Annotated in this window: 9 protein-coding genes; all 9 read left to right on the top strand. The window is 59.5% G+C overall.

Translation table 11 applies throughout. The features are described from left to right. Window positions 1–4: 4 nt before the first annotated feature. Complete coding sequence (locus tag ACJ8J4_RS05590) at window positions 5–1159, top strand: hypothetical protein (protein ID WP_060433311.1); 1155 nt, start codon at window positions 5–7, stop codon at window positions 1157–1159. 3 nt (window positions 1160–1162) lie between these two features. Continuing rightward, a complete protein-coding gene (locus ACJ8J4_RS05585; protein ID WP_025303206.1) occupies window positions 1163–2068 on the top strand; it encodes a glycosyltransferase family 2 protein in 906 nt (301 codons plus the stop codon). A gap of 1 nt (window position 2069) precedes the next feature. Next, the gene (locus ACJ8J4_RS05580) at window positions 2070–3125 is read left to right on the top strand and encodes a glycosyltransferase family 4 protein (RefSeq protein WP_049209033.1); all 1056 of its coding nucleotides are present in this window, start codon (window positions 2070–2072) and stop codon (window positions 3123–3125) included. A 7-nt stretch (window positions 3126–3132) separates the two neighbouring features. Then, entirely contained in the window at window positions 3133–3876 is a 744-nt protein-coding gene (locus ACJ8J4_RS05575; protein ID WP_038876984.1) for a glycosyltransferase family 2 protein, read from the top strand. A gap of 11 nt (window positions 3877–3887) precedes the next feature. Beyond that, complete coding sequence (locus ACJ8J4_RS05570) at window positions 3888–5747, top strand: carbohydrate-binding protein CenC (RefSeq protein WP_197836197.1); 1860 nt, start codon at window positions 3888–3890, stop codon at window positions 5745–5747. Between the two features lie 292 nt (window positions 5748–6039). Further along, window positions 6040–9801 (top strand): nitrate reductase subunit alpha, encoded by a 3762-nt coding sequence (locus tag ACJ8J4_RS05565; protein ID WP_060433303.1) that lies wholly within the window; start codon window positions 6040–6042, stop codon window positions 9799–9801. Beyond that, window positions 9798–11342, top strand: a complete 1545-nt coding sequence (narH, locus tag ACJ8J4_RS05560) for a nitrate reductase subunit beta (protein ID WP_264383594.1) — start codon at window positions 9798–9800, stop codon at window positions 11340–11342. Before ACJ8J4_RS05565 ends, narH begins: the two co-directional genes overlap by 4 nt. After that, on the top strand, window positions 11339–12061 hold the full coding sequence (gene narJ, locus ACJ8J4_RS05555) for a nitrate reductase molybdenum cofactor assembly chaperone (RefSeq protein WP_025303200.1): 723 nt from the start codon (window positions 11339–11341) through the stop codon (window positions 12059–12061). The genes narH and narJ overlap by 4 nt, the downstream gene beginning before the upstream one ends. A gap of 2 nt (window positions 12062–12063) precedes the next feature. Further along, window positions 12064–12741: a respiratory nitrate reductase subunit gamma gene (gene narI, locus ACJ8J4_RS05550; RefSeq protein WP_025303199.1), complete on the top strand. Its 678-nt coding sequence runs from the start codon at window positions 12064–12066 to the stop codon at window positions 12739–12741. The last annotated feature ends 1 nt before the right edge of the window (window position 12742 follow it).

The following is a 12742-nucleotide window of genomic DNA, read 5'->3' as shown; positions in this document are numbered from 1 at the left end:
GCTTATGCAAAGAGTCGCCTCCAATTTTCAAATGCATGCCAATGCGGGTTATAATCAGTCGCGAGATTTAGTCAATCAATCAATTGTATTGACCTTCCTGCTGATGTTTTTCGTGAAAACGTTCCTGACCTCGGGATCGTTCAATAGCGAGCTGATTAATAAAGCGGTCATGGGGCTTAATGGCTTGATGTTGCTCTATGTTGGCTATGCATTTTTTATCGCTACGCTGGCGGAAAAGGCGGTTGCGGGTTTTTTGGTTCTGCTGTTTCTTGTTAATATTGCCACCGGTCATGGTGATTATCTGTTTGGTGCGGTATTCAGCACGGCGGTGATCATTTTATTTCGCCGCATAGACATGGGGCGTGGCGCTGAAATGTTTGCCATCACCTTTGTGGTGGCAGGGTTACTGGTGGTTATTCCCTATATCTTTTACACCGATGGGTTTGTTTACCTTGATGAGCGTTACGGCAATCGATTAACGCTGGGGTTCGATAATCCGAATACCCTGGCGTATTATTCTTTTGCCTTGTTCGCCACATTGCTGTGCCTGATCGATCATGCGAAATTAACGCGAGGAATGAAAAATATCGCTTCGCTGGCGGTATCGGCGTTAATTCTCCCGGTGCTGATGTATTCCTATTCTCGCACCTGTTTTATGTTGGCGCTGTTGATGTTGTTGCTGTTTTGGCTGGCGCCGCTGCTGCGTGTCGCGCCGAACAGAAAAGTCTGCATCGCGCTGACGTTGGCCATTGTAGGCTTTCAATTCGCCAGCGTTATACGCTGGGGGAGTAATCCGGCCTTGGACGTCCTCTTGAACCAGGCGTTGACCGGGCGAATCTGGTTCTCCTGGCAGATGTTTCAGGCGGTGGGGCTACCCAATCCGCTGTTCGGCATGAATATAGAGCCTTATAAGCCCGTCGATTTCTTCTTCATCGCCATGTTTTATTCGGCCGGTGGCATCGCTTCTGTCGTCATGCTTTTTTGTTATTTTCACCTGTTGGGCAATATGCGCAGGCTGAGTCGGTTCATGCGCTGGGTGGTGGTTGTTTTCCTGCTGACAACCTTTACGGAAACCTATTTTTTGGTCCCGGTATTTAACGTGTCGTTATTGTTGCTTTGCCGTGGAAAAGAAATGATAAATTCTAAGTTGGAGGGTTAAGAAATGGATTTCTCGATCGTTATCCCTATTTATAATAGTGCACGCTACCTGCCGAAAACGCTGAAGCGGATTTTCAACGCTTGCCAAGGATTCGACTATCAGGTGATTTTGGTTGATGATTGCTCTGACGAGGATGATATCAAGTATATTCGTCAGATAGCGGCGACGAATAGCAATGTGATGCTGCATGAGAAAAAACAGAAGAGCAATGCGGCGGTGTCGCGCAACTTAGGTACCAAGTTAGCGCAATCGGAGATCGTGTTTTTCCTCGACTCTGATGATTACTTCACGACCAACTATATTATTCGTCGCATGAATAAACATGAGGATCGCCATATTGATATTATCTTCGGCAACTATGCGGAGGTGAGCGGCGATTCGGTGCGTGATTTCAACTTCCATTATAAATCCGGTTCCTCCGGCGAGGATTTTCTTTTTCTGGAAATGGGCGATATTCGTTCATCCACCATCAGCATCCGTAAAAAAAGCGATCGCCGCTTTTTATTTCCCGAGTTCCTCAATAAGCATCAGGACTGGGGTTTTTTGGTCAATGCCACCAATTTGGGCGCGCATGTGGCGCACGACGCCGGCGGAGGGGTGTTTCTCGACGTAGGGCGCTATGGGCGCATGACGGCGAAGCTCAATCTGGAGGCCAGCGACCGCTTTATCAATACCTTCCTCAGCCCCAGCGATCGCCATATCAGCGGATTCGCCTGCAAGCATCTGCTGGCCTCGCTGTATTCGGAAAACGCCCAGGCGTTCAATTATTACTCGTCGCGCATCGTGCGGCACAGCCTGAGCGGCAAGTTCAAGGTGATCAAATGGTATGGCGATTGTCTGGCGCGGTTGGGATTGTTCTCGGTTGGCGGCCGGCTGCTGCGCAATGTGCGCCAGGGATTCAGGAGATGATATGCAAGCACGCAAGGTAATCATCGTTATCGAAAATATCGCGGGCAAGGGCGGTACTGAACGGGTCGCCAGCGGTTTGGCCAACGCGCTGGCGCGTCTGCCGGGTTATGAGGTGGCGGTGTTTTCGCTGTTTGGCGAGCGGAGCTTCTTTCCGCTGGCGAGTGACGTCCGGTTGCGCTGCGGCGGTGGCGATTCGCTGTTCTGGCCATGGCGGCTGGCATTGGCGCTGCGGCGTGAACGCGCGGACGTGATTATTACCGTTTCTATGGGAAAACTGTCGGTGGTGATGACGCCTTTTCTGCGTTTGTTCTGTGCCCGCAGCCGGTTGCTATTAAGTGAGCACGTCAGCTTTCACCAGTATCCGCGCGTATTTAAGTGGCTGAAGTTGCTGGTTTACCGGCTGAGCGATCGCGTGATTTTCCTGACGCGGCAAGATAGCGACGCCATCGCTCGCTGGGTGGGGGCCGGAAAATGTCGGGTGATCGAGAACGTTTCGCCATTCGGCGCACAGGCGCCGACGCCGGCGCTGCAAAAAAAGGTGGCGCTGGCGGTGGGGCGATTGAGCAATCAGAAAGGCTTCGATCGACTGATCGCACTGTGGCGAGGGGTGGTGGCGCAGGCGCCGGATTGGCGTCTGCTGATTATTGGCGACGGTCCGGAGCGCGACGCATTGCGGCGACAGATTGAAGACGCCGGGCTGGAGCGGCAGGTGAGTCTGCTGCCGGCCACCGCTGACGTGGCGGACTATTATCGCCAGGCCAGCCTGTATTTGATGACCTCTCGCTATGAGGGATTGCCGATGGTGTTGATCGAAGCCATGAGTTTCGGCCTGCCGCTGGTGGCCTACGACTGCAAGACCGGCCCGGCCGAGTTGATAGACGATGGCGTCAACGGCTATCTGGTGCCCGATGACGACGCTGCCGCCTTCAGCGAAGGGGTGATCAAACTGATGCTCGATCCGGGTTTGCGCGAGCACTTCTCTATCGCCGCGTTAGAGAAGTCTCGTCGTTTTTCTCCCGAACGTATTTATCCCCAGTGGCAACAGCTCACCGAGTGAGGACAGAATGGAAAAGATATCCGTGATAATGCCGGCCTACAATGCTGCGAACTCTATTAAAGAGTCGATTTTAGGCGTGCTGAATCAGCGATTTACCGATTATCACCTGTATGTGATCGATGATGCGTCTACCGACGATACTGCCGAGGTGGTACGGCCGTTTATCCACGATCGCCTCACCTATATCCGTAATGAGCATAACCAGGGCGTGGCGGAAACGCGCAACATCGGCATTGAGGCGGCGAAAGGCGACTATATCGCCTTCTGCGACAGTGATGACGTATGGCTGCCCAACAAGCTGTCGCGGCAGGCGAGCATTTTGCAAACCCGCCGCTACGACGTGGTGTGCTCCCATTATTACACCTTCGAAGACGACCTGAAATTGATCAAAAACACCCGTGGTGCGGATGAGCTTATTGGCTATCAGGATATGTTGAAAAGCAACTGGATTGGCAATCTCACCGGCATCTACAACCAGAAGCGCATCGGTAAGGTGTATCAGCAAAAAGTGGGCCATGAGGACTATTTGATGTGGCTGGCGGTGCTGCAGAAGGCGCGTAACGGCCTGGCCTACTGCATTCCCGAACCGCTGGCCTGTTACCGATTGTCTACCCATTCGCTGTCGGGCAACAAAATCCGCGCCGCGGATTGGCAATGGCGGATTTACCGTCAGCATTTGGGGCTGTCTTACCAGAAATCCTGCTATCTGTTCGCCACCTATCTGTTCAATGCCGTGGTGAAAAGGAAGTGACCATGAGGGGGATGTATCAGAGGGTGGCTCTGGGCTGTTGCGCCTTGTGGAGCGCTTCGGCTCTGGCGCAGAGCTGCCAACCCAATCTGTTGGCCAACCCCGGCTTTGAGCAGGGGCTCAGCGGCTGGCGCGCGCAGGGCGCACAGGGCGACGGCGATACGCACAGCGGCCGTGGCAGTCTGCGTTATGACAATGCAGATGCAGCGCAGTACCGTACCTTCAACCAGGCGCTGCAGGTTGTACCCGGGCAGACGATCGATTTCGGCGTCTGGCTCAAGACCCGCGGCGTACGCGGGCAAAGCCGCGACGGCGGCGCCGGGGTTTATCTGCAAAGCTTTGATGCGCAGGGGCGCTTTCTGGAAGGCAGCTATCCGGCTGGCGTGACCGGCGACAGCGGTTGGCGGCAGGTGAACGCCAGCTATACCGTGCCGCCACAGGCGGCGCGAATCACTTTTGGCGTTTACCTGCGTAAGGGGAGCACCGGTACCGTCTGGTTTGACGACGCCTATGCGTGTACTCGAGCGTCTAAGCCGGCATTGTATCAGCTCGGCGCGTCGGCGCAGGGAAAGGTCGACACGCTGATAGTCACTGCGCAGCCGCAGCATTTGCAGGTCGATAGCGAATTGCTTAATGCCGAGGGGCAGGTTGTTCACCGTAGCCGCGACCGTTATCAAGTTGAAGGGCAGCGCCGTATCGAATACCCACTGCCGACCGGCCTGGCCCAGGGAGAGTACCGCCTGCGTCAGCAGGTCACCGGTCAGCAATCCCAGCCGGCACAGGGCAGCGAGCTGTCTTTTCGCGTTGGCCAGCCTGCGGCCAAAGTGGCGATCGACAGCAAAGGCTTTACCCTGCGCGATGGTCAACGGCTTTTCCCGTTGGGCATTTACGCCAACGTGGCTACCGATGAACATTTGGCGCGCATCGCCTCGGCGGGATTCAACACGGTGCTGAACTATGATTATGGGGAAAAGAAAGATCCTTACGCCTTTTTCCGCAACGCACGCAAGCGCGGGCTGCTGGTCATTTACTCCGTCAAAGATCAGTACCGCGGCAGCCGTTTCGCGCCGGCCGTGCGTGGTGGCGACTACGCGGCGATGACGGCCTGGTACGTGCAGCGCTTGCGCTCTCAGCCCAACCTGCTCGCCTGGTACATCAACGATGAACTGGGGCCGGAATATCTCGATAAGATCGAGGAAAAAAACCTGCAAATAAAGCGGCTTGACGGCGATCACCCCACCTTCCAGGTGTTGAACAAAACCGGGGAGTTGGACGCCTACTTTAACAGCAGCGACATTTTGGCGACCGACCCTTACCCGGTGGGGAACGATCGCGATCTGACGCGCACTACGCGTTATACCGAACTGACGGTGCAGGCCGCCCGCCAGGCACGCGGGGCCTGGGTGGTGATGCAAATCATGGATCACGCCGCTTATGACGCCCGCCGCAAGCCACATCCGCCGTCAGAGGCGGAAATCCGCAACCAGGCCTGGCAGGCGCTGATCGGCGGCGCTAAGGGGCTGTTGTTTTATTCTTATACCGATCTGTTTTACAAGCGTAAAACCGGCCGCTTCGACCAACGGGAGTTTGACGCCACCTGGCGTGGCGTGGCTACCGTGTCGCAGCAAATTGCCGCTTTCACCCCTTATCTGCTGACGGGTAAATCGACGCCGCTGGCGGGAAGCGACCCGCAAATGCCGGCGCGGATGTTTATTTTGGGCGATCGCGCCTTGCTGCTGGTAGCCAACCCCTACTATCGAGAGGGAAGCACCCGCTTGCGCCTTCCGGCGGGCTGGCGGCAGCAGGGAGAGGGCACGGAGGTCAAGCTGGCGTTGCCCGCAGTGGGCACCGCGACGCTGTGGCTTCAACGCTGAAAGCGACGAGTTAGCATCACGCGGGAGGTTTCTCCCGCGTCCTACCCCCAAATACCCCACCTTGCCCCCCGCCCGTCAGTCTCTGTCATGAATTCCTGATTTATTCATTCAAATTCAATTAATTAAAGTTAAGTCTCGCACCTATACTTTGGTGGTATTTCATCCCCGACGCGCGCGTCGCCTCCCGCTTTCTCTTGATCGCAATCAATTTGCCGCCGGTTGGCCGTCAGTAGGCTGGCGGCAGATTGAGCATGTCTTCTTATAACGACAAGAGCCTTCAGGAGCATTCCGGATGAGCAAATTTTTAGACCGTTTCCGCTATTTCAAGCAGTTGGCGGAGCCTTTTTCTGGCGATCACGGCCAGACCTTGAACACCAACCGCGACTGGGAAGACGGCTACCGCAGCCGTTGGCAACACGACAAAGTGGTGCGTTCCACCCACGGCGTGAACTGCACCGGTTCCTGCAGTTGGAAGATCTACGTGAAGAATGGTCTGGTGACCTGGGAAACCCAGCAAACCGATTATCCGCGCACCCGTCCCGATCTGCCTAACCATGAACCGCGCGGCTGCCCGCGCGGCGCCAGCTACTCCTGGTACCTGTACAGCGCCAACCGGCTGAAATACCCGCTGATGCGCAAGCGTCTGCTCAAACTGTGGCGCGAAGCGAAAGCGCAGCACAGCGATCCGGTCGCGGCCTGGGGCTCTATCGTCGGCGATGCGGAAAAAGCCAAAAGCTACAAGGTGGCGCGCGGCCGCGGCGGTTTCGTCCGCTCCAGCTGGCAAGAGGTCAATGAACTGATCGCCGCCGCCAACGTCTATACCGCCAAAACCTTCGGCCCGGACCGCATTATCGGCTTCTCGCCGATCCCGGCGATGTCGATGGTGTCCTACGCCGCCGGCGCCCGCTACCTGTCGCTGATCGGCGGCGCCTGCCTGAGCTTCTACGATTGGTACTGCGATCTGCCGCCGGCCTCGCCGATGACCTGGGGCGAGCAGACCGACGTGCCGGAATCCGCCGACTGGTACAACTCCTCCTACATTATCGCCTGGGGCTCCAACGTGCCGCAGACGCGTACCCCGGACGCCCACTTCTTTACCGAAGTGCGTTACAAGGGCACCAAAACCGTGGCGGTGACGCCGGACTATGCCGAAGTCGCCAAGCTGTGCGACCACTGGCTGAATCCGAAGCAGGGCACCGACAGCGCGATGGCGCTGGCGATGGGCCACGTAATGCTGAAAGAGTTCCATCTCGACCGCGAAGTTGGCTACTTCCGCGACTATGTACGCCGCTATACCGACATGCCGATGCTGGTGCTGCTGGAGCCGCGTGAAGGCGGCCACTACGCCGCCGGCCGCCTGCTGCGCGCCGCCGATCTGGTGGACGGATTGGGCCAGGAAAACAACCCCGAGTGGAAAACCGTCGCCATCGACAGCCACAGCGGCGATCTGGTGGCGCCGCAGGGTTCCATCGGTTTCCGCTGGGGCGAGAAGGGCAAGTGGAACCTGGAACAGCGCGAGGGCAAATCGCAACAGGAAGTCGAGCTGCAGCTCAGCCTGTTGGGCATGCATGACGACGTCGCCGAGGTGGGCTTCCCGTACTTCGGCGGAGCCGACAGCGAGCATTTCAACAGCGTGGCACTGGACGAGATCCTGCTGCACAAGCTGCCGGTGAAACGCCTGCGGCTGGCGGACGGCAGCGAAGCGCTGGTGACCAGCGTGTATGACCTGACGCTGGCCAATTACGGCCTGGAACGCGGGCTGGACGACGCCAACTGCGCCGCCGACTATGACGAGGTCAAGGCCTACAGCCCGGCCTGGGCCGAACAGATCACCGGCGTGTCGCGCCACAACATCATCCGCATTGCCCGCGAGTTCGCGGAAAACGCCGAGAAGACCCACGGCCGTTCGATGATCATCGTCGGTGCCGGCGTCAACCACTGGTATCACATGGACATGACCTACCGCGGCCTGATCAACATGCTGATCTTCTGCGGTTGCGTCGGCCAGAGCGGCGGCGGCTGGGCGCACTACGTCGGCCAGGAAAAACTGCGGCCGCAAACCGGCTGGCTGCCGCTGGCGTTTGGCCTCGACTGGCAGCGCCCGCCGCGCCACATGAACAGCACCTCGTTCTTCTACAACCATTCCAGCCAATGGCGCTATGAAACTGTCGGCACCGACGAGTTGCTGTCGCCGCTGGCGGACAAGTCGCGCTTCGGCGGCAGCCTGATCGACTTCAACGTGCGCGCCGAGCGCATGGGCTGGCTGCCGTCGGCGCCGCAGCTGGGCACCAATCCGTTGCGCCTGGCGGAGCAGGCCCGCGCCGCCGGCCAGTCACCGGTCGAGTTCACCGTCGACGGCCTGAAAAACGGCACGCTGGGCTTCGCCGCCGAGCAGCCGGACAATCCGCAGAACTTCCCGCGCAACCTGTTCGTCTGGCGCTCCAACCTGCTGGGGTCTTCCGGCAAGGGCCATGAGTACATGCTCAAATACCTGTTGGGCACCGAAAACGGCATCCAGGGGAAAGATCTCGGCCAGCAGGGCGGCGTGAAGCCACAGGAAGTGGAATGGCGCGAGCAGGGCGGCGAAGGCAAGCTGGATCTGGTGGTGACGCTCGATTTCCGCATGTCGAGCACCTGCCTGTACTCCGACGTGGTGCTGCCGACCGCCACCTGGTACGAAAAAGACGATATGAACACCTCCGACATGCACCCGTTCATCCATCCGCTGTCGGCGGCGGTCGATCCGGCCTGGGATTCGAAGAGCGACTGGGAGATTTACAAGGGCATCGCCAAGGCCTTCTCCGAAGTGTGCGTCGGCCATCTGGGCCAGGAAACCGACGTGGTGACCTTGCCTATCCAGCACGACTCCGCCGCCGAACTGGCACAGCCTTACGGCGTGCAGGACTGGAAGAAAGGCGAATGCGATCTGATCCCCGGCAAAACCGCGCCGCACATCATCGCGGTGGAACGCGATTACCCGGCCACCTACGAGCGCTTCACCTCGCTGGGGCCGCTGCTGGACAAACTGGGCAACGGCGGCAAGGGCATCAGTTGGAACACCCAAACCGAGGTCGACTTCCTCAAGCAGCTTAACTACGTCAAGGCCGACGGCCCGGCGGTAGGGCGGCCGAAGATCGAGAGCGCGATTGACGCGGCGGAAGTGATCCTGTCGCTGGCGCCGGAAACCAACGGCCAGGTGGCGGTAAAAGCCTGGGAAGCCCTGAGCAACGTCACCGGCCGCGATCACCGGCATCTGGCGCTGAACAAGGAAGACGAGAAAATTCGCTTCCGCGACATTCAGGCGCAGCCGCGCAAAATTATCTCCAGCCCGACCTGGTCCGGTCTGGAGGATGAACATGTTTCCTATAACGCCTGCTACACCAACGTGCACGAGTTGATCCCGTGGCGCACCCTCAGCGGCCGTCAACAGCTGTATCAGGACCATGAGTGGATGCGCGCCTTCGGTGAAAGCCTGCTGGTATACCGGCCACCGATCGACACCCGTGCCGCGCAGCCGCTGCTGAACAGCAAGCCGAACGGCAACAAGGAGAAGGCGCTGAACTTCCTGACGCCGCACCAGAAGTGGGGCATTCACTCCACCTACAGCGACAACCTGTTGATGCTGACGCTGTCGCGCGGTGGCCCGATCGTCTGGCTGAGCGAAGACGACGCCAAAGATCTGGGCATCGCGGACAACGACTGGATCGAGGCCTTCAACGCCAACGGCGCGCTGACGGCGCGCGCGGTGGTCAGCCAGCGTATCCCGGCCGGCATGACCATGATGTACCACGCGCAGGAGCGCATCGTGAACCTGCCGGGCTCGGAGATCACCAGCCAACGCGGCGGCATCCACAACTCGGTGACCCGCGCCTGTCCGAAGCCGACCCACATGATCGGCGGCTATGCGCAGTTGGCCTACGGCTTCAACTACTACGGCACCGTCGGCTCCAACCGCGACGAGTTCGTGGTGGTGCGCAAGATGAACCGCATTGATTGGTTGGACGACGAAGGCAACGACTACGCGCAGGGCAGTCAGCAGGAGAACAGCAAATGAAAATTCGTTCGCAAGTCGGCATGGTGCTGAATCTGGACAAGTGCATCGGTTGCCACACCTGTTCGGTCACCTGCAAAAACGTCTGGACCAGCCGTGAAGGCATGGAGTACGCCTGGTTCAATAACGTGGAAAGCAAGCCCGGCGTCGGGTATCCGCACGCCTGGGAAGATCAGGAAAAATGGAAGGGCGGCTGGATCCGTAAAATCAACGGCAAGCTGGAGCCGCGCATGGGCAGCCGCGTCGGCGTGTTGGCGAAAATCTTCGCCAACCCGGACGTGCCGGCGCTGGACGACTACTACGAGCCGTTCGATTACGACTACCAGCATCTGCACACCGCCAAACAGGGCAAGCACCAGCCGGTGGCCCGCCCGCGCTCGCTGATTACCGGCCAGCGCATGAACAAGATCGAAAGCGGCCCGAACTGGGAGGAGATCCTCGGCGGGGAATTCGAAAAACGCTCGCAGGACAAGAACTTCGATAACCTGCAGAAGGCGATGTACGGCCAGTTCGAAAACACCTTCATGATGTACCTGCCGCGCCTGTGCGAGCACTGCCTCAACCCGGCCTGCGTCGCCACCTGCCCGAGCGGGGCGATCTACAAACGCGGCGAAGACGGCATCGTGCTGATCGACCAGGACAAGTGCCGCGGCTGGCGCATGTGCCTGACCGGCTGCCCGTACAAGAAAATCTATTTCAACTGGAAGAGCGGCAAGTCCGAGAAGTGCATCTTCTGTTACCCGCGTATCGAAGCCGGGCAGCCGACGGTCTGTTCGGAGACCTGCGTGGGCCGCATCCGCTATCTCGGCGTGCTGCTGTACGACGCCGACCGCATCGAGCAGGCGGCGGCGGTGGAGAACGACAAAGATCTGTATCAGAGCCAGCTCGATATCTTCCTCGATCCGCATGATCCTAAGGTGATTGCTCAGGCGCTGGCGGACGGCGTGCCGCAGGGCGTCATTGAAGCCGCCCAGCAGTCGCCGGTGTACAAAATGGCGATGGACTGGAAGCTGGCTCTGCCGCTGCACCCGGAATACCGCACGCTGCCGATGGTGTGGTACGTGCCGCCGTTGTCGCCGATTCAGTCCGCCGCCGACGCCGGCGAGCTGGCGCACAACGGCGTATTGCCGGACGTCGAGAGCCTGCGCATTCCGGTGCAGTATCTGGCGAATCTGCTGACCGCCGGCGATACCGAACCGGTACTGCTGGCGCTGAAGCGCATGCTGGCGATGCGCCACTACAAACGGGCGGAAACCGTCGACGGCGTGGTGGACACCAGCGCGCTGGAGCAGGTTGGCCTGAGCGAAGCGCAGGCGCAGGAGATGTATCGCTACCTGGCGATCGCCAACTATGAAGATCGCTTTGTGGTGCCGTCGAGCCACCGCGAACTGGCGCGCGAAGCCTTCCCGGAAAGCAAGGGGTGCGGCTTCAGCTTCGGCGACGGCTGCCACGGCAGCGATGGTAAGTTCAATCTGTTCAACAGCCGCCGTATCGACGTCATCGACGTGACCGCGAAAACCGCGCGGCCGGAGGATGCCTCATGATCAGCCTGAAAGTGATCGCCCGCCTGCTGGATTACCCGGAGCAGGTGCTGTTTGACCATCAGCAGGCGCTGATCGAAGCGCTGGAGCCGGCCAGCGAGCTGGATCTGCACCACAGCGCGCAGCTGATTCTGTTTATCCGCCGCCTGTGCGCGCGCCCGTTGCTGGATGCTCAGGCTGACTATTGCGAGCTGTTCGATCGCGGCCGCGCCACCTCGCTGCTGCTGTTTGAGCACGTGCACGGTGAGTCGCGCGATCGCGGCCAGGCGATGGTTGACCTGATGGCGCAGTACCGCACCGCCGGGCTGGAGATCGACAGCCGCGAGCTGCCGGACTTCCTGCCGCTGTACCTGGAGTATTTGGCCAGCCGCAGCGCGGCGCAGGCGCGGGAAGGGCTGCAGGACATCGCGCCGATCCTGGCGCTGCTGGGCGCGCGCTTGCAACAGCGTGAAAGCCCGTACGCGGTGCTGTTCGATCTACTGCTGGCGCTGTCCGGCAGCGAGGTGCAGGCCCAGGCGCTGGAGACCCAGGTGGCGCAAGAGGCGCGCGACGATACGCCGCAGGCGCTGGATGCGGTGTGGGAAGAGGAGCAGGTCAAGTTTCTCGGCGAACAGGGCTGCGCCTCCGCCCAGCAGACGGCGCACCAGCGGCGCTTCGCCGGCGCGGTGGCGCCACAGTATCTGGATCTGACGGATGCGTTAACCGGAACCAAAGGACGCTAATCATGCAATTTTTGAATCAGTTCTTCTTCGATATCTACCCTTATCTGGCCGGCGCGGTATTCCTGATCGGCAGCTGGTTGCGTTACGACTACGGGCAGTACAGCTGGCGCGCCGGCTCCAGCCAGATGCTGGATAAAAAGGGCATGCGGCTGGCGTCCAACCTGTTCCACATCGGGATTATCGGCATCTTCGCGGGCCACTTCCTCGGCATGCTGACGCCGCACTGGATGTATGAGGCCTTCCTGCCGATCGACGTGAAGCAGAAGCTGGCGATGATCGCCGGCGGCGCCTGCGGCCTGATGACGCTGATCGGCGGCGCGCTGTTGCTGAAGCGCCGGTTGACCAACCCACGGGTGCGCGCCACCAGCAGCTTCGCCGACATCATGATCCTGACGTTGCTGGTGGTGCAGGTGTGTCTGGGGCTGCTGACCATTCCGTTCTCCGCCCAGCATATGGACGGCAGCGAAATGATGAAGCTGGTGGCCTGGGCGCAGGCGGTAGTGACCTTCCACGCCGGTGCCTCTGCGCACCTGGAAGGGGTGGCGATTATCTTCAAACTGCACATGGTGCTGGGCATGACGCTGTTCGTGCTGTTCCCGTTCTGCCGCCTGGTGCATATCTGGAGTGCGCCGGTAGAGTACCTGACCCGCCGTTATCAGCTGGTGCGCAACCGCCGCTGAG

It is taken from the genome of Serratia sp. CY47280 (assembly GCF_052168655.1).
In the GTDB taxonomy this organism is placed as follows: domain Bacteria; phylum Pseudomonadota; class Gammaproteobacteria; order Enterobacterales; family Enterobacteriaceae; genus Serratia; species Serratia bockelmannii.
The sequence above is the reverse complement of the archived record's forward strand: the minus strand, read 5'-3'. Positions and strand labels throughout refer to the sequence as shown.

Bases quoted from the DNA above. Each gene is read 5' to 3' on its own strand.
- ACJ8J4_RS05590 (WP_060433311.1), top strand. From the start codon at position 5: ATGCAAAGAGTCGCCTCCAATTTTCAAATGCATGCCAATGCGGGTTAT.
- ACJ8J4_RS05585 (WP_025303206.1), top strand. From the start codon at position 1,163: ATGGATTTCTCGATCGTTATCCCTATTTATAATAGTGCACGCTACCTG.
- ACJ8J4_RS05580 (WP_049209033.1), top strand. From the start codon at position 2,070: ATGCAAGCACGCAAGGTAATCATCGTTATCGAAAATATCGCGGGCAAG.
- ACJ8J4_RS05575 (WP_038876984.1), top strand. From the start codon at position 3,133: ATGGAAAAGATATCCGTGATAATGCCGGCCTACAATGCTGCGAACTCT.
- ACJ8J4_RS05570 (WP_197836197.1), top strand. From the start codon at position 3,888: ATGTATCAGAGGGTGGCTCTGGGCTGTTGCGCCTTGTGGAGCGCTTCG.
- ACJ8J4_RS05565 (WP_060433303.1), top strand. From the start codon at position 6,040: ATGAGCAAATTTTTAGACCGTTTCCGCTATTTCAAGCAGTTGGCGGAG.
- narH (WP_264383594.1), top strand. From the start codon at position 9,798: ATGAAAATTCGTTCGCAAGTCGGCATGGTGCTGAATCTGGACAAGTGC.
- narJ (WP_025303200.1), top strand. From the start codon at position 11,339: ATGATCAGCCTGAAAGTGATCGCCCGCCTGCTGGATTACCCGGAGCAG.
- narI (WP_025303199.1), top strand. From the start codon at position 12,064: ATGCAATTTTTGAATCAGTTCTTCTTCGATATCTACCCTTATCTGGCC.